The sequence below is a fragment of the Vicinamibacterales bacterium genome (assembly GCA_036496585.1).
Classification (GTDB): Bacteria; Acidobacteriota; Vicinamibacteria; order Vicinamibacterales; family 2-12-FULL-66-21; genus JAICSD01.
In genome coordinates this window covers 1-20850 of sequence record DASXLB010000062.1, presented here as the reverse complement: position 1 = coordinate 20850, position 20850 = coordinate 1, and the positions used below count along the sequence as shown (strand labels likewise).

Here is a 20850-nt window from a genome sequence, read left to right as displayed (position 1 = left end):
TGTCCACGACCGGCGCGACGCGGTACTTATTCAGGAACGGGCGATTGTCCACGAGAGCGCGCACCAGGTTGAGCACCAGCGTGGTCTTGCCCGCCTTGTATTGCGCGACGAGCAGGACGCGCTGCCCATAGACCATCAGGTCCGCGACGCGGTACGGCAGCGGTTGGGTCTTATGCGCCAGGCGCTCCGCAAGCGTGCGCGGCTTCGGAATCGGCTTCGGCGGATGCTCTTCGGCACGCACGCGCTTGTCGGCGGCGAGTTGTGCTTTGCGCTTCCTGTAAGCCGCGTCGGTCAGCTTCTCATGCGCGAGGCGTTCGGCATCCTCAGGCGTCGCGTTGACGATCTCAGTGATGGCGCTCATCGTGTGACTGCTTTCGCGAGGGTGGCGCGCCGATAGCTGGTCGCGTTCCACTTGGGGCGCATCAGCGCCGTCTGACGGAATAGGCGATCCACCTGATCGAGATCGCCTTGGCACCAGTACGCGAGGATGGTCACCAACGCCTGATCGGCGCGGCTGTGATCGCCGTCGTAGTCGGACACGTCGCCGCGCACCAAGCGGATGAACTTGTCCGCCTGCGGCGTCGCGAGAACGCGCTCGACGACTTGATCGTCAGTGAACCGTTCGATGTTCTCGGTGCCGCGCGTATCGCCGATGCGCAGCCAGGACGGCACCGGGCCGCGCATCCCGGGAGAATGCTGCACGGTGAACCAGTTCTCGATCAGCGGCGTCAGATCGGTTGAGGGCGTCGCGACATCGGCGTGGCAGCAAGCCGCGCCAGTGATGGCGATGAACCGCGCGCCCGCCCACGTGGTGAAGGCCGGCGGCGTCATGCTGAACTTCACCTCGCCGCCGTAGCGGGACGCTCGGCCGATCACCTTCAGGCCGGTGCCGCTCGGGGAGAGTTCGTAGTACGCGGCGCACTCATCGAGACGGGCGACTGCGCCGGCGGCCTCGGGAACGACGCTGCCGTCAGCGGCGATACAGTCGTCGAGATCGATGCCCGCCCAGCCGTCGCCCAAGGCGAAGCCGATGCCGGTGAACATGGCGGTACGGTACGCGTCGAGCGCTTCACCGAACGACGTCCACGTGGAGGGATCATTCGGCTTGGCGGCGTGGCCGTTCGTCTGGCATGGCAGCTTGATCCAGCGACCCTGCTTGCCGTCCTTGTCGCTCCAGACGGAGCGCCAGCACATCCAGCGGCGTTCGATCTTGAGGGTGTCGGGGATCGCCGACGCGTTGACGGTGAGGAACGTCGGGACAGTCATCGTCCCACCCCCGCAAGAAACTGCACCGCCGCGTCATACGTCGGGAGATTGCTTCGGAGAAACTCCCACTTCGCGCCCGTGACGCCGTAGGGTGCGCGGGCCGCGTACCATCCACCTCCGCGCATCGGGCCGACCACGTAGGTCTCTCCGGCGACGCGCTTGTAGAAGTAATTGCGACGCGCGCGCCACTTCCCCTTCACGAACGCGAGTGCGGTCTGCGGGTCGCATCTATCGAGGTGGGACTTGACGCACTCACTCCCGACAATCTTGCGCAGGCTGCCCTGCTCGAGGTGAAACGCCCATCGGATCTTGGCGCCGCACGCCTGGCAGTACGTGCCCGTATCACGCACCGCTACGAGAGTCCAGTTCTTGGTCACGACGCTGCCTCATTGATGGGCGCGGCTTCAAGCCAGCGGTCGAGATCGACGGCGCGGAATCGGACGCGGCGACCACCGTTGACGCGGTACGCCTGCAGCTTGTTGGCGCGGACGGCGCGACGAAGCGTTGCCACGTCGCAGCGCGCGTAGGTTTCGGCTTCCTTCGGCGTCAGCCAGACGGTGGCGTTAGGCGCGCTGGTCATCGCGGGCCTCCGCACCGGGGGCGAGCAGGGCATCGCTGACCGCGTCCATGACGCGTTCAGGCGCGCAGCCGAGGACGGCGCCGAGCGCTTTCAGTTCGCTCGGCGAGGGGTTGATGCGCCCGTTCTCGATGTGGCAGAGCGTCGGCGCGGTCATGCCCGCCAGCGCGGCGAGCTGGCGCTGTGACAGGCCCCGATCAATGCGGAGAAATTTGCCTCGGAACACGAATACGCTCCTTGCTGCACTCGGCAGCAGAGTTGGAGTTCGTATTCGCGCAAGGTTCCCGGTGGGGTAACAGGCGCTCGTCGCGGCGTTTCCTGACGCCGCAGTCGGATCAGCCTCACGTGTGCCCGGGCGTCGCTTCCGTCAGGTAGTGCGAGCGACGCCCGTTATTCTCTGGCGCAACCGGGGTACTTTGGAGCAAGCGTGCTGACGGCACGCCGTGCGCTGATCCGTTTGTAATAGCGATCTTATCAGGGAAGTCAATAGCGGCCCCGGAGCCGCTACTTGTGTCCAGCGAGGTGCAGCAGGTCGTCCGCCGTAACCCGTAGACCGGACAGCACCTTATCGATGTCTGGCTTGGTCGCCCAATAGCGGCGGTTGTGCGCCGCGCGATCTCCGAGCTTCTTCAACTCCGGAAGCGCCTCGCGCGTTTCGCGCCCCAGCGTCCAATGCGTCTGACTCAACATCGCCGCCACAAGACCAGCCAGCATCATGTAGAGGCCGTCCTTTTGGATCTCCGCCTTCTTGCCATGTTTCTCATAGACGTCGATGATCATGTTCTCGACGAGCTTGCGAATCATGACGGAGCAGGCTTCAAACCACCGCTTCTCGTAGCAGCCATTCGCTTGGATCACGGTGTTCTTGTAGTACGTCGGCGCGGTGGCAAACACCGCCAATGGGATGACGGGCTCGGTGGCGGACTGCGCCGGTCCTGATAGATTCCCCAGGTTCGGGATGATCTGCGTTTCGACGATGAGCGCGATCTGTTTTCGCGCGGCGTCGCGATGACCGAACGAAACGCCCGGGTTTCGCACGGCATCCAGATGTGCGGTGAAGGCGGCGAGATCAAGCGCGTCGATTTGCGTGAGGACGGGTCGAACGAGATTGAAGACCTTCGTAACCTTCACGACTTCATCGTGGAAGCGCCCTGCGTAGACGCCGGTACCGGTCAGCGATTTCTGATTTCGCGATGCGGTCTTGGCGATTTCACAGAGCGCCTCCGCGCCGATGTTCAGCGCTTGAGCGAGTGTCGCGGCTCGTGCCTCGTCCACGCTAGTCGGTGAAGTAGATCCACTGGCCGTTGGCGTGCTTCTCGCGCTTGAGCGTCCCGTTGCGCGTCAGGGCGACCAACGCCGGACTGATGTCGCTGTTCTTCAGGATATGGCCCTTCGTGCTCAACTGCTCGCGGATAGCGCCGAGCGTGCGCTTATCGGCGAAGAACCCTTCGTCCTTGAGACCGATGACCAGCGGTTGCCCACCGGCGGTGTTCCGACGGGGCCGCGCCCCTGCGGTCGACTCATCGCCGTTACCGTTGCCGTTCTCGGGGATCGTCCCGCCGTCGATGATCGACGGATCGATGCCGCCTGACGACGCCGCGCGACCGCGCCCGCGCCGGCGCGTGGCCGCTGGCACTGCGGGCTGCGTTGCGGACGGCGTCGCCCCGCCGCCGATCAATTTCTGCTGCGCGGAGACGAGCGAATTGAACGCGCCAGTGACCTGACCGCCGATTTGTCCTGCCGTTTGAATATCGCCTTCGAAGGTGACCTTCAGCTCCTTCAGCGAGATTTCAAATTTGATGGTCTTCGACGCCGAGGACATAATGCACTCTCCCGGACTTTCGCCCCGTGAATACGCGAATCTACGAGTGTAGCACAGCAGCAAGGGCGAAAGTCTGTTGCCGTGCGAGCACGCCCATTCGGGGCGGGTCCAGACGGTATCAGCACGTCGTGACAGGGTAGGTCACGACGAATGCGAAAGGTGAGAGCGATGCCCAACGAGAACGACACGAAGCCGTGCTACGTCGAGAGGTGCTCGGGCACGATGCGGTTCAGCAACAACGCGCGGCCTCCGGGTTGGGGTGCGGGCACCGGCGTCGGTGACGGCAAGATCGTGTGGGGCGCGCAGGAACAGGCCGGATGGGAATGCAGCGAGGATCGCGGACACTTCGAGTTCGCCAACGGGCAGCGCGTCGAACCGGACGACGACGAATAGCGGCGGTGACACCGTGAGTGACAAACGGCCCTGAAACCGTCGAGCGAATCGCGAGGACCCTCCGGTAAATCCGGCTCTGATCGCTCGTGTCGCCGTATCGTTTAGAGTTTTAAGTCCGATGCGTCTGCCAGTTCCGCCACCCCGGCGCAGCCTGATTGTCTCAGAAATCCACCAGGGGGCGGGTGCGCGAAGGCGGGCTCGGCGGCGGGCGGTCCGTGCCTCCCGCCGCCCGATCCCGTTCGTGTCAGAGCGATCGCAGGAAGTTCAGCAGGTCCTGCTTCTGACGCGGCGTCAGCTGCTGGACGTTGCCGACGACGCCGCTCGCTTCGGAGCCGGTGCTCTTGTGCGCCGCGATCGCCGCCACCAGGTCGGAGGCGCGGCCGTCGTGCAGGAAGAAGAGCCGCTGCCCGAGGCCCCAGAGCGGCGCCGTGCGGAACTCGCGGCCGCTCGCCTCGCCCTGGCTCACGCCGTCGGCGAGGCCGACGCCCATGTCGTGCAGCAGCAGATCGGAATACAAAGGCACGACCTTGGTGGCCAGCATCGGCAGACGGGCCGCGCCGGTCCGCATGGACGCCGTGTGGCACAGGGCGCAACCGACGCTCGAGAAGATCGCCTTGCCGCTAGCGATCGACGCCGCGCCGCCAGGCGTGTCGGGCGACGGCAGCGGCGGCGCCAGCAGCCGCATGAAGACCGAGAACTTCTCGATCGCGCTCGTCGCGTCGATCGGCGTGGCGGCTTCCATCTCCGTCACGCTGTTCGGACCCGGCGAGTTCTGGCACCCCGCGACTTCGTCACGCTCGGTCGGGAACAGCTCATTGGTGACGCCCATCTCGACGTTGTAGGCTTCGCCGGCGAAGAGCAGCAGCGACTTGTTCTGCGCCTTCCAGCCGAAGCGCGCGATGGTGCCGTCGTTGCCGTTGTTGTTCGTCTGCCCGGTGATGGTCCGCCCCGAGACGTGGAAATTGGGCCGCCCCCGAATCCCCAGCGCGGCGCGCGCCGACGCCGTCACCTGTGCCCCCGCGACGATCGCCGAGTCGGGAATCATCTCAATGAGCCCGGCGCCGAAGACCGGCGTCGGAATCCGGAACACGACGTTGTTGTTGGCGGACGCGCCGGCGAAATCCGGCTGCGTCATCGAGCAGCCGTTCGCGCCCGCACGGCCGCTGATCGTGAAGAGCGCGTGCACGCCGCCATCGGCGGAGCCATCCGCATTCCTGACGAATCGCGCTTCACGGACCGGGCCGTGCGAGGTCAGGAACGGCGGCAGGATGTCGACGCCGCCGGCGGTGGCAAAAGCCACTTGCGGGTTCACGGGCGGACTGGAACCGCCGCTCGCCGGCTGCGAATGACAGCCGACGCAACTGTCAAGGTTCAGGCGAGGTCCAAGTCCGTCGGCGATTTCTTCGGATTCGTTGAACTCGGCGCGGCCGGCTTCGAAGAACGCGAGTTGCTGCGCGGTCAACCCGGGAAGCGGGTTACCGGCCCCGGCGGCGCCGGGCCGTGGACCGGGATCCTGAGGCACCACCGCCGTCTGCGTCGCGGCGTGAACCTGCAGTAACAGCAGGCTCGTGCCCGCCAGGCCCAGAAACATCGAGATCGAGCGGCTTCGCATGCTGCTGCCTCCTTCTCGGACACCCCGGGCGGGATGTCTCACAGCGAGCTCGCACACGACGACTACACGCGGCGGACACACCGCCATGCTGGAGACTCGGGAGCGAGCGGCCCATGGCCGCAGGGTGTGCCCCGCGCTCCGCAATCAACTCGCCACCCGCCGCTCGACGCGCGTTTGCAGGGCTTTTTCGACGACGGGCCGGAGGGGTGTCACGGCGGAGCCAGCTTCGCAACTCAGCTATAAGCCGAAGTTACACGGCGCGGCGCCAGGGCGCTCACGCGCGGGGGCGCGCCGTGTGCCCGCGTCAGCCGCGGCGATCGCGGCAAACGACGCTGCACAGACGCTTACGGCGTTCGCCGGACGATCGCACGCGTCGAACCACGTGCGCGAACAACGCGCGCGCGCTTGTGTCAGGATTTCAACTTGTGAATTGTCCCAACTGCGGCGCGCCGATGACGCTCGATTCCGCCCATCCGTGCTGGTCCTGCACGCACTGCGGCAGCGTCGTCTGTCCGGATCCGGCGTCGGACGGCGTGCGCGTCACCGGTGGACCCGGGCATGTGTGCCCGTTGTGCGCCGTGCCGCTCCAGCGCGCGCTGCTCGACGAGCGCGAGCCGATCGAGATCTGCGAACGCTGCAAGGGCACGCTGATGGCGCGGCGGGGATTCGCCGTCACCCTGACGGCGCGCCGGCGGGCGGCGACGACTCCGAGCGTCACGCCGGATCCCGCCGACCCCCGGCAGCTCGATCGACGGGTCGTCTGCCCGAACTGCGCAGCCGCCATGATCACCGATTGGTATTACGGTCCCGGGAACATCGTCATCGATACCTGCCCGGCCTGCGATCTCGTCTGGCTCGACGCCGGTGAGCTGCGGCGCGCCGCCGACGCCCCCGGCGGGGACCGCCTTCCCTGACGGGAGGGAGGCGTGCCCCTCGTGATACCCTGACGCGTTTTCGTTTGAAGATGCCAGAGTCGCCGATCCCCTCCCAGCCGCTGCTCAGCGTTCTCATGCCCGTCTACAACGAATCCCGCACCCTGCGGACGATCGTGGGACGTGTGCTCGCCAGCCCGATCGGCCTGCCGATGGAACTGGTTTGCGTCGACGACGGCAGTCGGGACGGCTCGGCGGAGATTCTCGAGACGCTCGCCGCGACAGACCCGCGCATCCGCGTCTTCCGCCAGCCGCGCAACATGGGCAAGGGGGCGGCGATCATCGCCGCAATCGGCCACATGCACGGCGACATCGGGCTGATCCAGGACGCCGATCTCGAATACGACCCCGGCGACTATCCGGCGCTGCTCGCGCCGATCTTGCAGGGCAAGGCCGACGCGGTGTTCGGGTCGCGGTTCGCCTCGGCCAGCCAGCGTAAGGTGCTGCTGTACTGGCACGGCGTCGCCAACAAGTTCCTCACCGGTCTCACCAACATCCTCAACGACATCAACCTCACCGACATGGAGACCTGCTACAAGGCGGTCCGTGCCGACATCCTGAAGCAGACGCCGCTCCACAGTCAGCGTTTCGGCATCGAGCCGGAGCTGACGACGCGCCTGGCGCAGTGGAACATCCGGTTGTACGAGGTGCCGATCAGCTACCACGGCCGCACGGTCGCCGAGGGGAAGAACATCGGCTGGAAGGACGCGGTCTCGGCCGTCTGGACGCTGCTCAAGTACCGGTTCCTCGACGATCGGTTCACCACCCACGACGGGTATTACGTCCTGCAGAGCATGCGGCGCGCGCGCCGGTTGAACCGGTGGATCCTCGAGCAGTTCCGCCCGTTTCTGGGCCAGCGCGTGGTCGAAGCGGGATGCGGCATCGGCAATTTCACCGAGCTGCTGCTCGACCGCCAGCGTCTGCTCTGCGTTGACAACGATCCGCTGTACGCCGAGATGCTCGACTGGCGCCTGGGGCATCTCGAAAACGTCAGCATCCTCCGGTTCGATCTCGCCGACGCCGCCGCCTACGCGCAGCTGAAGCCGGAAGCGGTCGACACCGTCGTGTGCCTCAACGTCCTCGAGCACATCAAGGCCGACGAAGCGGTGCTGCGCGCCTACTACGATCTGCTCGAGCCGGGCGGCCACGCGATCGTCATCGTGCCCGCGCATGCCTCCCTGTACGGCCCCTGCGATGAAGCGCTCGGCCACGAGCGCCGCTATGCGCCGATCGATCTGCACAGCAAGATGCAGGCGGCCGGCTTCGAGGTCGTCGCGATGCAGGAGTTCAGCCGGCTGGCCGCGATCGGCTGGTGGCTGAACAACCGGCTCGGACGCCGCGAGCTGCACACGCGTCAGATGCGGCTGTTCGAGCTGTTGCTTCCGCTCGCCAAGGCGGTCGAAGCGATGCGGCTTGGCCAGGGCCTGACCCTGATCGGCGTCGGCCGTAAACGGAAGTAGGATCGGGAAGCGGCGCGACACCGGGTGTAGCGGAGGCGGCCAAGGCCCCGCCTCGGGCGCTGCCGCGCCGCGAGCGGGTATGATGCCGCCATGGCGGATCGTCAGTACCGCGCCGGAGACTCGATTGAGGATTTCTGCCGCGCGTGCAAGATCGATCGCATGCACACGGTCGTCGTATCCGACCAGGGCGGCGGCGCGCTCCGCGTCTCGTGCGGCTATTGCGGAAGCGAGCACAATTATCGCGGCCCCTCGTCTGCGCAGGCATCTCCGGCAGCGGACCGCGAGGGCCGCGGCAGCGACGCGGCCGCCAGACCGCGGCCCGAGCGCGCCGCGTTTCCGCCGGTCAGCGATCGCGAAAGGACAGCCCCACCGATGACCCTCGATTCACCCGACGTCGAGCTGCTGCTGCGGCGCATCATCCGCGAGGAGACCGGCCTGACGCCGGTTACGCCGGCCGATCGCTGGCGCAACGGTCAGTTCGTGCTGCGCCCGGGCTCGGCGGGTCTGCAGGAAAAGAGCTGGCCGATCGAGACGTTCTTCCACAAGGTCGTGATGCTGCGCAACCGCCTGCGCACCCTCGAGCAGCAGATCAACGCGCTGGACGTCGCCGAAGACGTCAAGGTGAAGCTGCAGGGGTACATCACCGGATGTTACGGGTCGCTGACCAGCTTCAACGTCCTCTTCGCCGACGAAGACGACCAGTTTCGCGGCAGCGGCGACTAGCAGACAGCCGCGTCGCCGCGGCGACCTGCCCGTTCAGGGATAGAGATAGTCCGTCGTCCACCCTGACGGCGTGCGCGTGTACAGCAGCCGTTCGTGGAGACGGCCCGGGCGTCCGTGCCAGAATTCGACGCGATCGGGCACGAGCCGGAACCCGCCCCAGAACGGCGGCCGCGGGACGGGGCGGCCCGCGAAGCGCGCCTCGCATTCCTTCAGACGGTCTTCGAGTGCGGTGCGCGACGACAGTTTTGCGCTCTGGTCCGAGGCCCACGCGCCGACTTGACTGTCGCGCGGGCGACCGGCGAAGTAGCGATCCGACTCGGCTGCGCCCGCCAGCTCCACCGTCCCTTCGATCCTGATTTGTTCCTCGAGCGTCGGCCAGTGCTGGCAGAGGGAGGCGTGCGGGTTCGCGGTGAGTTCCCGAGCCTTGCGGCTGCCATAATTGGTGTAGAACACGAATCCGCGTTCGTCGGCGCCCCTGAGCAGAACGATACGTACTGACGGACGGCCGTTCTCATCCGCGGTCGCCAGCGCAAGGGGAGCCGTGTCGACGCCGGCGAGCCTGGCGCGCGCGGCGGCCGCAACATATTGAGCGATCGGATCTTTGGCCGGCTCTTGATCCTGCATTCACGCGATCTTCACACAACACGGCCCGGGCATGGAAGGTGCACCTCCGCATTGGACGCAAGGAGGCTGCATGTTCCGGGCTCTATTGAGGCTCATCGTCGTGCTGGTGGTCTTGGTCGCCGCGGCGGCGTTCTTTCTCGGCTACTGGGGCAACAACCAGCTTCTGCACCAGGGCAAATCCACACCGTCGGTCGGAACGGCCGGACAGGTGGACATCGAGCGCGCGCGTGAAGCCGGCGCGGCCGTTGGAGAAAAAACGGCGGCGGCGGCCACCAAGGCGGGTGCCCTCCTCGGCGATGGCGCGCTGACCGCCAAGATCAAGTCGAAGATGGCGCTCGATGACACCGTGCGCTCTCGCACGATAGACGTTTCCACCACCAGTCACGTCGTGACGGTGTCGGGGCACGTCGGGACGGGAGCGGAGCGGGACCGCGCGCTACAACTGGCGCGGGAAACGGCCGGCGTGAGCCAGGTGATCGATCACCTGACCGTCGACGCCCGTTGACGCGTGACGACGACTTCGCCGGGGCGGACGAGCCCGAGCGCGGCGCGGGCTTCGAACTCGATCGCCGCGGGATCGACTCGCAGAGCCTGGGCTTCGCGCCGCAAGGCAGTATTCTCGTGGCGGAGCCGCGAGATCTCCCTGTGCAGGCGTTGCGCGTCGTGCCGCGTCTGCAGCACCGCCGGCAATCCGTGATCGTCGCCGAAGAGGGCGAAGAGCAGGATACAGGCCGCACACGCGAGCGCGAGCTTCATCGACGCGCACCGTACCAGAACCCTACCGAAAGTACAAGATCGATTCGATGAAGCTGTGGAAGTGGTGGGTGCTTGTGGTGTTCGTGGTCAGCGGGCCGTGGTACGGCGTGACGCGCACACCGCAGTGGAGCCGCGTGACGTGGATACCGTTCCACGGGCGTGAGGACAAGCCCAGCGACGTCGCAGCCAACTTTGCGCTGTGGTTACCGTTTGGCTGGTCGTTCGCTGCCAGGCGCCGCGGTGGGGCGCGGCTGATGGTGGCGGGACTCGCAGCGCTGGGTTTCTCGGCCGTGGCGGAAACCTCGCAGCTCTTTTTCGTGATGCGCGACCCGTCCGCGACCGACGTCTTCGTCGGCATGCTGGGCAGCGCCGCGGGTTCACTCGCCGCGCAGGCCTTCGACGGGAGCGACGCGCGCGGCCCGCAGCGCCGGGTCGAGGCAGGCGAGCGCGGCAGCGACTAGGCGAAGCGGACGCCCGCGGCCTGGCCGAGCGCCGCGACGAAACGGCTCCAGTCGGCCGCGTTCCGCCAGCACCCGCCGCCCGGGATCGGTGATCCGGTAGTGGTAGCGGCCCTACCTAGTGGAGTCCTACATATACAGATGCTTGGACCTGGCCCGGAAAAAGGTTGGCGGTAGGATGGGCCATGGCGCACGAGACCGACGACTTCGAGCAGCTGATCTCCGATCTCCATGCCACCGCCTCGGGCGGCGCCGCTGACGGCGGCGACACGGCGCGCCTCGAGCGCTGGCTGCAGCGGCTGACCGACGCCGCGGGCAGCGATCTCCTCCTCGTCGCCGGAGCGCCCCCCTCGATCCGCGTCGACGGTGGTATCCGGCCGCTCGCCGAAGGACCGCTCGACGGCGTCGACGTCGAGGAGGCGGTGCTGCCGGCGCTGCCGCCGCACGCCCGCCGCATCTACCGGCAGGCGGGAATCGCCGACGGCTCGTTCCGGGTCGCGGGGCTCGGGCGCTTCCGCATCAACCTGCACCGCGAGCGCGGCCGCGCCGGCGCCGCGATCCGGGCGCTGCCGGCCAGGGTGCCCCGCCTGGCGACGCTCGGCCTGCCGGCAAGCGTCGAGGCGCTGACGCGGCTGCCGCGCGGCCTCGTCCTGATCGGCGGCCCGACCGGCTCGGGCAAGACCACCACCCTTGCGGCTCTCGTCGAAGAGATCAGCCGCCGCGACGCCCGCCACATCGTCACCATCGAGGATCCGATCGAGTACGAGCACGCGCACCATGCCGGCGTCGTCGAACAGGTGGAGATCGGTCTCGACGCTCCTGATTTCCCGACGGCCCTGCGCGCCTCGCTGCGCCAGGCGCCCGACGTCATCGTGGTTGGCGAGATGCGCGACCCGGAGACGATGCGGATCGCGCTGTCGGCGGCCGAGACGGGACATCTCGTGCTGTCGACCGTGCACACGACCGATGCCGCCTCGACGATCGCCCGCGTCAGCGACTCGTTTCCCGACGAGCGGCAGAACACGATTCGCCAGGAGCTGGCGATGGCGCTCGCCGCGGTGATGACGCAAACGCTGCTGCCGCGGACGGGCGGCGGCAGGGTGCCGGCCGCCGCGCTGCTGATGGTCGGCTACGGCGCGCGTCAGCATATCCGCCGCAACGCCCTGCAGCACCTGCATCAGGAGACGACGATCACGCGCAAGGCGGGCTCGTTCACGTTCGAAGAGTCGCTCGCGCAGCTCGTGAAGCAGGGGCTGGTGGAACGGCAGGACGCACTCACACGGGCGATCCATCCCGAGGAACTCGAACAGCTGCTGGCATAGCATTCCCGTCAATCGACCAGATACGGGCACGGAAGATGCTTTCACCAGGTCGCGTATGTGTGCGACTTTGAGGAGGCAGCTCATGCAGATGTTCCGTCGATGTCTTGGTGCTTCGCTGGCGGTGTTGCTGATGGCACCCGCGGCGTTCGCGCAGCAGACCCACGTGGTGAAACAGTCGACGCTCGACCAGGCGGTCCAGCAGCGCGTGTCCCAGGATCAGGCGGACCGCGACGCCATCAGGACCTTTCTGCACAATCCGGCGGTGGAGGACGTCGCCGGCAAGGCGGGCTTGTCGGTGAACAAGGCCGAAGCGGCGGTGTCGACGCTGCAGGGAGACGAGCTGCGGCAGGCCGCGAGCCAGGCGCGCGCGGTGAACGATCAGCTCGCCGGCGGTTCGACGGTGGTGATTTCCACCTGGACGATCATCATCATTCTCCTGATCATCGTTCTGATCCTTGCGCTGAAGTGACCCCAGAAGCCGCGCGCCGCTGCCGCTGGCGCTGGCTACCCGCGGCCGTCGTGTTCGCCACGGCGGCCGCTGTCTCCCCTGCGGCGGCGCAGCCGCTCGTCGTGCCGTATCTGCCGCAGAGTGAGGATCTCTGCGGCGGCGCAGCCGCAGCGATGGTGATGCGCTACTGGGGTGACTCGAATGTGTACCCGGATGCCTTCCAGTCGCTCGTCGATCGGCACGCCGGCGGCATCCGTACCGCCGACCTGACTTCTGATCTGCAGCGGCGGGGCTGGACGACGATCGCGGGGGCCGGCGACACAACCGAGATCGTCAAGGAACTGCACCGCGGCCGTCCGGTCATCGCGCTCGTCCAGGACAGCCCAGGGCGCTTTCACTACGTGGTCGTCGTCGGCCTGGATGACGGCCGTGTGACGCTGCACGATCCGGCGCGATTGCCGGATCGCGTGCTACCGGTCGCGCGCTTCGACGAGCAGTGGCGGCAATCCAATCGCTGGATGCTGATTCTGTTGCCGCGAATCGATCCCGGTAACGCCGCGGGCCAGGACGTTTCCCCGGTGAACACGCGCGCGCCAGATTCGGCCGATGTTCCGACCGTCACGCCCGGCGGGGACAGCGCGTGCGCGCGCCTGGTCGAAGCGGGCGTGGCCCGCGCCACGGCGGACCGCGCGGCCGCGCGAACGCTGCTGGGCCGGGCGACGGCCGAGTGTCCGCGGGACCCGGCGGCCTGGCGTGAGCTGGCGGGCCTGGATGTGCTTGAGGCGGACTGGTCGGCCGCGGCCGTACACGCCCGACAGGCGGTCACCCTCGCTCCAGGCGATGCCTACGCCTGGCGTATTCTCGCGACCGCCGAGTACGTGCGACACGACGATCTCGCGGCGCTCGCCGCCTGGAACCGGATCGGCGAGCCGCTGGTGAATCTGGTCGACGTCGAGGGACTCGAACACACGCGCTACGGGATCGTCGCCGACGCGATCGGCGTTCCGTTGAAGTCGCAGCTGACTCCCGACGCGATTCGCCTCGGGGAGCGGCGGCTCCACGACGTGCCGTCGGTCGCCGCGGCGCGGCTCACGTTCCACCCGGTCGAGGACGGCCGCGTCCACGTCGATGCGTCGGTGCTGGAGCGCGATCGCCTGCCGTGGGGCTACGCCGCGTGGATCGGGATGGGATTCGAGGCGGCGGTCGACCGGCAGATCTCCGCGCAGTTCAGCAGCCTGACCGGCGGCGGAGAACTCACCGGCGTGACCTGGCGCTGGTGGGAGCACCGCCCGATGGTGGCCGGCTTCTTCGCGGCGCCGGCGCCCATGTTCGGCGGGGGCACGATTCGGCTCGACGCGCTCCACGAAACGCAAACGTTCGGTGGAGACGCGCGCGCCGAAACCCGCACCCGGGTGGCGATGTCCCTGGGTCGCTGGATGACCGACCGTACCCGCATGACCGCGACGGCCGGGGTCGAGCGGTGGACGGACCGCCCCGCAGATCTGTCCGTCACCTACGCGATGCAGCACCTGCGCTTCGACGATCGCCTGCGGTTCGCGGGGGGCCTGTCGCAGGCATTTGGCGCGTCCCCGTTCACCATCATCGACGCGTCAGCCGCATTGCGAAGCCGCGCCGCGAACCAGGGATTCGTGCTGTTCGGACTCGGCGCCTACTCCGCCGCCTCGACACGCTCGCCGATGTCGGTCTGGGCCGGCGCCGACACGGGGCAGGCGCGGGACGTCCTGCTGCGCGCCCACCCGCTGCTCGACGACGGCACCATCACCGGCGGCGTGTTCGGCCGGAGCCTGGCCTCGGGCACCATCGAGGCGCAGCAGTGGCGGATGCTGCGACTGATGCCCGGACGATTCGCGCCGGCCGTGTTCGTGGACCTCGCGCGCGCGTCCCGTGGACTCGGCGGCGCCGTTTCTCCCGTGCAGGCCGATGCCGGCGCCGGATTGCGGATCGCGATTGCTGGCGCGGGGGTGATGCGGATCGACGCGGCGCGCGGCTTGCGCGACGGCCACATGGCGCTGTCGGCCGGCTGGGACGTGCGCTGGCGCTGACGCGTCAGCGCCACCAGCGTCCATCGAGCACGATGGACACGGCACCGGCGTTGGACCACGCCGCGAAGTAGGGGCGCTGTCCGTAGTAGCCGGCGCGTACCGTCAGATACGGCGTTACCCGGACGCCGCCAGTGAACTCCGCCGCCGTCCACGTCGTCGAGCGGCCGACCAGGAAGACCGGTGGCGTGTCGACGTGAGAGACGCGCCCGGCCGCAAAGGTACGGGCAGTGATCGTCTGAACTCCCTGCAGATAGAACGACTGTGTCGAGACCGTTCCGGTGGATCCGGTGAAGCGATCGCCCACCCATTCGCCGCTCAGCCGTGTGTGGTTGAGCGTGAATTCCGCCTCGAGGTTGCCCACCGTGGCGTCGCCCGCCGGCAGCGTGTCGCTGGCCTCGCGGTAGCCGCCATGGGCGATACCGCCGCCGACCCGGAAGCCAGGCCGCAGCGTGAAGCCGCCGCCCGCGACCACCTGCGGGATGGCCGGGAAGTCGTTGTGCTTCAGTTCCACTCCGGGACGGGCCGGCGTCGTGTCGAGCACGCCGGCGCGGGCGTCCCATCGCGTTCCCGATCCGCTGACGACGACGCCAAGCGGGTATCCGACGGTCAGCGGCTGCAGCGCGTCGAAGTGCGCTTCGAAGCGGGGCAGCGGGATCACGTAGTACGGCACCGGCGAGATCGTCGGGTTGAGGTCGGCACGCATCTGCAGCGGGTTGAGTCCCAGCGGCTCGGTGATGACGCCGGCGTCGACGCGGATCGGTGTGCGCGTGCGCATCTGGTAGCGCACCTGCAGCTGGTACCACTGGAACGTGGAAGTGCCGTCGGGCCGATGCCAGGCCCACGGCCGCAGGATCACTATGGCGCCGGGCGCGATCCGCACCGTCCCGGTGACGTCGAGGACGGCCGAGACCTGCTGGTACGACGACAGCATCGCGGCCGACCCGACCGCCTCGACCGACACTGTCGGCTCGACGGCCTGCTGCGCCGCCGCCGGCGACGCCAGCGCGAGCGCGAGAACGGCGGTTCGGCCGACGCGTCGCATCATCCGTTGAAGGCGATCACTCCGCCCTTGCGGCCGGCGCGCGCCGCCGCTGCGTCGAAGCGATGGTCCTCGAGGCGGAAGGTCGGCAGGGTAGCGGCGAGGGCCTGCACGACCTCGGCGTCGAACTGCGTGCCGGCACACCGCCACAGCTCCTTCAGCGCCTCGGCGGCCCCGAGCGCCGGCCGATAGGCGCGGGCGCTGGTCATCGCGTCGAACGCGTCGACCACGTGGACGATCCGCGGGAGCATCGGAATCTCGTCGACGACGAGCCCGTGCGGGTAGCCCCTGCCGTCGGGACGCTCGTGATGGAGTTCGACGATCGGCAGGTGCGGCGCCAGGAAGGCGACGCTGCGGAGGATCCGCGCCCCGGTCGTCGGATGCTCCTTGATCGCCTCGAACTCCTCGTCGGTCAACGGGCCGGGCTTGCGCAGCACGTCGTCGCTGATGCCGATCTTGCCGATGTCGTGCAGCAGCGCACCAAGGCGGAGGACGTCGAGGTCGTCCTCGGCGAGGCCGAGATGCTCGCCAACCGCGGCTGAAATGGCGCTGACGCGCTCGGAATGGCCGGCCGTGTAGGGATCGCGCGCGTCGAGCGCGAGCGCCAGTGCGCGGATCGCGCCGACGTAGGTGCTGCGCGTCTCCGCTTCGGCCGCGGTGAGCGTCGCCATCAGATTGTTGAAGGTGTCGGTCAGCGTGTCCACTTCGAGGCTCGAGCCCGTCCTCGCCACCGGCGCGTAGAGGCCGCCCGATCCGGCGAGGTGCGTGAGCGAGGCGGTGAGGGTGTGGATCGGCCGCGCTACCGAGCGCGCCAGCGCCATGCTGGCCAGGCCGGCGAGGGCGAGCGCGACGAGCGCGATGAGCGCCAGCGCGCCCAGGGTGTCGGAGAGGATCGGGTGCGCCGAGCTGTCGATCGACTCCAGCACGTAGACCGAGACGGCGCCGTACTGCAGCAGCTTGCGCACCGCGAACTGTTCGCCGCGCAGCTCGACGGTGTCGACCGAGGGCAGCGTCGTGAGCACCGCAGGCGTCAAGGCGCGCGTCGCGCCGGGCGGCAGCGTCCCGGCGACCACCGCGTCGCCGGCGGTGATGATCGCGCTCGCGCCCGACAACGCGGTCAGCTGGGCCGCGTACTCGGCGTCGAGCGCCGATCCGAGCTGCAGGTAGCCGACGACCGTCGGGCCGAAGGTCAGCGGCGCGGCGGCGACACGGAAGACGCCGGTCGGCAGCACCACGAACTCGCCGGAGGGCAAGACGCCGCCGGCAAAGGCGCGCGGCCACTCGGCGTGGCGCCGGCCGCCGGTGGCCACTACGGTTCCGTTGGCCATCGCGACCGCGAGGATGTCCGGCCGCAGTCGGCTCGCCAGCTCGTCGACCTCGCGCTGCACCGTGCTGAACAGATCGCGCCGCCGCTCGCCGTCGGACGTGGACATCTCGGCCTGATAGGTGTCCATCGCCGCCTTGACCGTCGGCGATTCGGCCAGCGTCTCGGCCTGCGCCTGCATCTCGCTGGCGCGGCGCGCCTCGAGCGTCGCCAGCATCGTCTGTTCGTTGGAGAGATGCGCGACGACGGTGTTGCGCACCCGATCCCGGACGATCACCGTGACGACGAGGAAGACGGCGGCGAGGATCAGCCCGACCGTCGAAAACGTCGCGATCATCGTCCGGACGACGAAGCGCGGCGGGGTTCGTGCGCTCATCACTTGCTCGTGATCGGCAGCGCGAACTGCAGCGCCGCGGCGTGTCCGGCTTCGACCGTGACCCGCTGGCTGTTGTCGCCGATACGCTCGTGCCAGGCCGTCACCGTGAACGTGCCGGACGGGACGTCGTCGATCGTGAAGGAGCCGTCTGCCGCCGGCACGGCGAAGTACGGATGATCGAACACCATGATGCTCGCCGTCATGTGCGAGTGCAGGTGGCAGTACACCTTGATCAGGCCGGGCCGCGGGAATCGCTCCGACTTGCTGCGTCCCTTCGGATACGAACCGAGATCGAACGAGCCGCCGCGCGACAACGAGAACACGTCGTGGAAGAACGGATCGCCGTTGGGAAACTCGACCGTCGATCCCGAGGTGATCGCGACGACGTGCGGCACGAAGGTCTCGTTCTCCTGGGCGATCGACGCCCGCATCGGCGCGACCGACGCCGGCGCCGGTGCGTCTTTCACGAAGACGATGACGTTGGTGACTTCCGACTGGGGCGCGGGGGCGGGGGCGAGTCTGCGCGATCCGTAGGCAGCCGACGGCGGCGCGGCGCTCACCGGAACCGAGATAGTCACCCGGCCTTCGATGCGGCCGGCGGCGCTCGCCAGGCTGGGTGAGGGCGCGAGCAGCCACGCCGCGACTAGCGCGGCAAGAATGGAGAGTTCAGCTCGCGACCGGGGTACCGGAATGCTCACGTGCCATGAAGTATGACCCGACGACCAGCGCCGCCGCAAGTGCTTGCGCAGCGAGCGTTTCCGCCGTCGGAAAGACCGCGAACCAGAGCCCCATCCAGTCGGGGATCACGCGGGTGAGCGTGGAAATCGGCGTGGTCGGCAGCCAGTTGGCGAGCTGCATCTCCTGCGCCTGCTCGCCCACCATCACCAGCATGACGAGTCCGAGCATCACGCCCGTGACCACGAGCATCCGACGGTACGGCAGCCGGCGGTGCGCGACGAACGTCAGCGCGCCGACGACGGACGTGAGCGCCAGGCCGGCGGCGACGCCGTAGATCACGGGAGTGCTGCCAAGGCGGAGCCGGTAGCTCTGAAGGAACAGCACGACCTCGAAGCCTTCGCGGTACACCGAGGTGAATCCGAGCGCGCCGAGGCCCCACCACACGCGCGAGGGGGCCGTATCCTGCAGCAGCTGCGTGCGGCGCCGGCTGTGCATCGAGATCCAGCCAGTCCAATACACCTTGTGGAAGAACCAGTTCATCACCACGAGCAGCACGACGATCGCGAGCAGCCCGGTGATCGCCTGCAGGTGGAGCGCTGAAACGCTGTCGGCCAGACTTGCAACGATGCCGATGGCGACGAACCAGGTGATGACCGTGGCCGCGAGCGCGGCAGCCGCGCCGGCCGCGACCGGCCGCTGGTAGGTCTGGCGGGTCCCGACCAGGTTGGCGGTGACGGCGGCGAGCACCAGAATGCACTCGAGCCCCTCACGGAAGACCAGCACCGCGATGTCGAGAATCCGGGCGCCGAAGTCGCGGTGTACCAGCGGATCAGGAAGCCCGCCGGCCCTCAGGACCTGCAGGATGAGAATGGCGGCGACGGCGGCGACGCCGGCGGCGAGCAACAGCGAAACGACTCGGGACTTCACGATGTAAGACCTGTCGCGACAAGCACTTATAAGATTCGACCACAGGGGTCGCATAGAGGAGTCTATACCCGACCATTACGGTCGTCAATAGGTGTGCTCCAGCGTGTGTAGACGAATGACGTGACGAGCAAGAGCACCCCGAGCGCGATGATGCTGCCGACCCGGTAGATGCGGTCGAGCTCGGCCATGTCGACGAAGAAGACCTTCGCGATCGTGAGACCGAGGACCCCGATCGCGAAATAACGAATCGGCGGGTAACGGCGCACCAGACCGACGATGACCAGGGTGGTGCCATAGAGGGCCCACGTCACCGACAGCATCAGCTGGCGCTCGACGCGGCCATCGCGGATCGCCCAGTAGGCATCGATCTCGCTCGTCAGCGCCACCAAGGTCACGAGCTGCGCGGTCAGAAGCGCGGTGCCGATCCCGAAGGCGCGTGACGCGGCTCCGCCGGCCCGACGGACGAACCAGGCCAGCAGGTACGACAGTGCGATCACCAGCGCCGCGCACGCGGCTCGCGGGTTCAGCAGCACCACCTGGCTTGTCGGCGGCGCCGACGCCAGCAGCGCGATGGTCTGCGCGACCGCGACACCAAACAGCGCGACGCCGGCGACGCGCATCCACGAGAGATCCTGACGGATCGCAAGAACGATCACCAGCGCACCTTCTACCGCCCATCCGGCCGTGACGGCCGCGCCGTCGAGCAGTAGCGCGGTGGCGATGGCGGCCAGCGTCAGCGCCACCGACAGGAAATTCACGGCAAGCATGGGACGGCGCGTCCACAGCGCGGCCGCGATCGCGGCGTTCCACACGGCGAATCCCACCGCGACATGGCCGGTCGTCGCCACGCTGAGCCGGTAGAGCAGCAGATAGGCGGCCGCGTAGAGCCCGAGCGGATTGACGTGCAGCCAGGCGATGTCGGCGGCCCCGGGCTCGCGCGGCTCGTCGCGCCAGACCGTGCGTTCCAACACGGCGAGCAGCGCGATCACGTAGACCGCGACGATCGCGACGAGGCCTTCGCGTCGGCTGCCCTGGGCGGCGACGGTGCTGCACCACACGAGCAGCGGCCCGGCGACCGATGCCCAGACGCCGAGTCCCACGCCGGCGCCGATCCGCGAGGCCGCGACGGCGCCGGCAAGCATGAGCATGACGAGCCACACGAGGAGCGCGCTCTGGTGATCGGTCAGGATCGCCAGCGACGCGAGGTAGTAGGCCACGGGAGCGGTGGCGAGCATCATCCAGACGAGCTGCCCGGCCGCCCCCGCCGTGCGCCGGCACTCGCGCGCGATGTAGAGGAACATCGCGCAGTAGAGCGTCAGGTACAGCTCGGTGCGCAGGTAGGCTGACGGCGCGTAGAAGCGGTCGGCCCAGGCGGCGACCGTCAGCAGCGTGGAGAGATAGCTGACGAGATTCACGAACGGCCACTCGCGCCGGTGTGCGAGGACGGCCGTGCCGCCGATGAGAATCGTGTCGTAGGTGAACAGCGTCACCTGGGCGTCGGTGGTCCCCGGCAGCAGAAACGGCGTGGCGAACCCGCCGCCGACGGCGAAGAGCGCCAGGCCCTGCGACCGCTGCCGGTCGGCGAGCCACCCGATCACGGCCGTGATCGCCACCATCAGGATGAACGCCGCCGGGCGGCCGATCAGCGAGTAGAGGGTGAACGCCGCATAGGTGGACAGATAGAGAATCGCGCCGCCGCCGCCCGCCATCACCTGGCCGTACGCCGCATAGCCTCGTCTCGCGAACTGCAGACCGCCGGCGATCAGCGCGGCACCGAAGACGGCCCCCTGAAGGACGCGGGCGCCTTCGCCGATCCATCCGTAGTCGATCGCCAGCTTTTCGAAGTACGCCGCGCCGACCACGATCGCGATCACGCCGATGTAGAGCAGCCAGCGGGAGCCGATTCGGGTTTCGAGGGACGAGGCGGGCGAAGGTGCCAAGGGTGCTAAAGGCGCCAAGCGTGCTAACGGTGCTGGTGCTGAGGGTGCTGGGGGTGCTGAAGGTGCTGGTGCTGAAGGTGCTTGCGCTGAACGGGCTTGCGCTGAAGGGG

At 68.2% G+C, this 20850-nt stretch carries 24 protein-coding genes; 9 read left to right on the top strand and 15 right to left on the bottom strand.

Going from position 1 to position 20850, the window contains the following annotated elements; all coding sequences use genetic code 11:
• The 7 genes from VGI12_18215 to VGI12_18185 all read right to left on the bottom strand — a co-directional run.
• Window positions 1-361, bottom strand: a 361-nt coding sequence (locus tag VGI12_18215) for an AAA family ATPase (protein HEY2434614.1), incomplete at its 3' end; no start/stop codon positions are given.
• Complete coding sequence (locus tag VGI12_18210; GenBank protein HEY2434613.1) at window positions 358-1044, bottom strand: hypothetical protein; 687 nt, start codon at window positions 1042-1044, stop codon at window positions 358-360. The genes VGI12_18215 and VGI12_18210, both read right to left, overlap by 4 nt.
• 218 nt (window positions 1045-1262) lie before the next feature.
• Window positions 1263-1616, bottom strand: coding sequence for a hypothetical protein (locus tag VGI12_18205; GenBank protein HEY2434612.1), 354 nt, complete (start codon window positions 1614-1616; stop codon window positions 1263-1265).
• A gap of 23 nt (window positions 1617-1639) precedes the next feature.
• Window positions 1640-1846 (bottom strand): helix-turn-helix domain-containing protein, encoded by a 207-nt coding sequence (locus tag VGI12_18200; GenBank protein ID HEY2434611.1) that lies wholly within the window; start codon window positions 1844-1846, stop codon window positions 1640-1642.
• Window positions 1830-2069 carry a helix-turn-helix transcriptional regulator gene (locus tag VGI12_18195; GenBank protein ID HEY2434610.1) on the bottom strand — a complete coding sequence of 80 codons (240 nt, stop codon included), beginning with the start codon at window positions 2067-2069 and terminating at the stop codon, window positions 1830-1832. Before VGI12_18195 ends, VGI12_18200 begins: the two co-directional genes overlap by 17 nt.
• Window positions 2070-2347: 278 nt before the next feature.
• Complete coding sequence (locus VGI12_18190) at window positions 2348-3118, bottom strand: hypothetical protein (GenBank protein ID HEY2434609.1); 771 nt, start codon at window positions 3116-3118, stop codon at window positions 2348-2350.
• 1 nt (window position 3119) lies between these two features.
• Window positions 3120-3728, bottom strand: coding sequence for a hypothetical protein (locus VGI12_18185; GenBank protein ID HEY2434608.1), 609 nt, complete (start codon window positions 3726-3728; stop codon window positions 3120-3122).
• Between the two features lie 87 nt (window positions 3729-3815).
• Between VGI12_18185 and VGI12_18180 the strand changes: the two genes are divergently transcribed.
• Window positions 3816-4058, top strand: a complete 243-nt coding sequence (locus VGI12_18180) for a hypothetical protein (protein ID HEY2434607.1) — start codon at window positions 3816-3818, stop codon at window positions 4056-4058.
• A 244-nt stretch (window positions 4059-4302) separates the two neighbouring features.
• On the opposite strand, the gene VGI12_18175 is transcribed toward VGI12_18180, so the two are convergent.
• The gene (locus VGI12_18175) at window positions 4303-5670 is read right to left on the bottom strand and encodes a di-heme oxidoredictase family protein (protein HEY2434606.1); all 1368 of its coding nucleotides are present in this window, start codon (window positions 5668-5670) and stop codon (window positions 4303-4305) included.
• Between the two features lie 452 nt (window positions 5671-6122).
• Here VGI12_18175 and VGI12_18170 point away from each other — a divergent pair, with 452 nt between their 5' ends.
• From VGI12_18170 to VGI12_18160, 3 genes are all read left to right on the top strand, one after another.
• Complete coding sequence (locus VGI12_18170) at window positions 6123-6584, top strand: zf-TFIIB domain-containing protein (protein HEY2434605.1); 462 nt, start codon at window positions 6123-6125, stop codon at window positions 6582-6584.
• 50 nt (window positions 6585-6634) lie between these two features.
• Window positions 6635-8062, top strand: a complete 1428-nt coding sequence (locus VGI12_18165; GenBank protein HEY2434604.1) for a glycosyltransferase — start codon at window positions 6635-6637, stop codon at window positions 8060-8062.
• Window positions 8063-8152: 90 nt separating this feature from the next.
• A complete protein-coding gene (locus tag VGI12_18160) occupies window positions 8153-8785 on the top strand; it encodes a hypothetical protein (protein HEY2434603.1) in 633 nt (210 codons plus the stop codon).
• 33 nt (window positions 8786-8818) lie between these two features.
• Here VGI12_18160 and pdxH read toward each other — a convergent pair whose 3' ends face one another.
• On the bottom strand, window positions 8819-9409 hold the full coding sequence (gene pdxH, locus VGI12_18155) for a pyridoxamine 5'-phosphate oxidase (protein HEY2434602.1): 591 nt from the start codon (window positions 9407-9409) through the stop codon (window positions 8819-8821).
• 100 nt (window positions 9410-9509) lie between these two features.
• On the opposite strand from pdxH, the gene VGI12_18150 reads away from it, so the two are divergent.
• A complete protein-coding gene (locus tag VGI12_18150) occupies window positions 9510-9914 on the top strand; it encodes a BON domain-containing protein (GenBank protein ID HEY2434601.1) in 405 nt (134 codons plus the stop codon).
• On the opposite strand, the gene VGI12_18145 is transcribed toward VGI12_18150, so the two are convergent.
• Window positions 9890-10165 carry a septum formation initiator family protein gene (locus tag VGI12_18145; protein ID HEY2434600.1) on the bottom strand — a complete coding sequence of 92 codons (276 nt, stop codon included), beginning with the start codon at window positions 10163-10165 and terminating at the stop codon, window positions 9890-9892. The genes VGI12_18150 and VGI12_18145 overlap by 25 nt on opposite strands.
• A gap of 47 nt (window positions 10166-10212) precedes the next feature.
• Here VGI12_18145 and VGI12_18140 point away from each other — a divergent pair, with 47 nt between their 5' ends.
• The 4 genes from VGI12_18140 to VGI12_18125 all read left to right on the top strand — a co-directional run bounded on the left by VGI12_18140 (window position 10213) and on the right by VGI12_18125 (window position 14456).
• The gene (locus tag VGI12_18140; protein HEY2434599.1) at window positions 10213-10626 is read left to right on the top strand and encodes a VanZ family protein; all 414 of its coding nucleotides are present in this window, start codon (window positions 10213-10215) and stop codon (window positions 10624-10626) included.
• Between the two features lie 182 nt (window positions 10627-10808).
• Window positions 10809-11945 carry a PilT/PilU family type 4a pilus ATPase gene (locus tag VGI12_18135; protein ID HEY2434598.1) on the top strand — a complete coding sequence of 379 codons (1137 nt, stop codon included), beginning with the start codon at window positions 10809-10811 and terminating at the stop codon, window positions 11943-11945.
• A gap of 82 nt (window positions 11946-12027) precedes the next feature.
• Window positions 12028-12414, top strand: a complete 387-nt coding sequence (locus VGI12_18130) for a hypothetical protein (GenBank protein HEY2434597.1) — start codon at window positions 12028-12030, stop codon at window positions 12412-12414.
• The gene (locus VGI12_18125) at window positions 12411-14456 is read left to right on the top strand and encodes a C39 family peptidase (GenBank protein HEY2434596.1); all 2046 of its coding nucleotides are present in this window, start codon (window positions 12411-12413) and stop codon (window positions 14454-14456) included. The genes VGI12_18130 and VGI12_18125 overlap by 4 nt, the downstream gene beginning before the upstream one ends.
• 4 nt (window positions 14457-14460) lie before the next feature.
• Here the strand turns inward: VGI12_18125 and VGI12_18120 are convergent, their stop codons facing one another.
• The 5 genes from VGI12_18120 to VGI12_18100 all read right to left on the bottom strand — a co-directional run bounded on the left by VGI12_18120 (window position 14461) and on the right by VGI12_18100 (window position 20740).
• Window positions 14461-15498, bottom strand: a complete 1038-nt coding sequence (locus VGI12_18120) for a hypothetical protein (GenBank protein ID HEY2434595.1) — start codon at window positions 15496-15498, stop codon at window positions 14461-14463.
• Window positions 15498-17195, bottom strand: a complete 1698-nt coding sequence (locus VGI12_18115; GenBank protein HEY2434594.1) for an HD-GYP domain-containing protein — start codon at window positions 17193-17195, stop codon at window positions 15498-15500. The genes VGI12_18120 and VGI12_18115 overlap by 1 nt, the downstream gene beginning before the upstream one ends.
• On the bottom strand, window positions 17195-17893 hold the full coding sequence (locus tag VGI12_18110; protein HEY2434593.1) for a hypothetical protein: 699 nt from the start codon (window positions 17891-17893) through the stop codon (window positions 17195-17197). Before VGI12_18110 ends, VGI12_18115 begins: the two co-directional genes overlap by 1 nt.
• Window positions 17862-18800 (bottom strand): FTR1 family protein, encoded by a 939-nt coding sequence (locus VGI12_18105; protein ID HEY2434592.1) that lies wholly within the window; start codon window positions 18798-18800, stop codon window positions 17862-17864. Before VGI12_18105 ends, VGI12_18110 begins: the two co-directional genes overlap by 32 nt.
• A gap of 62 nt (window positions 18801-18862) precedes the next feature.
• Window positions 18863-20740, bottom strand: coding sequence for a DUF2339 domain-containing protein (locus VGI12_18100; protein HEY2434591.1), 1878 nt, complete (start codon window positions 20738-20740; stop codon window positions 18863-18865).
• Between the last annotated feature and the right edge of the window lie 110 nt (window positions 20741-20850).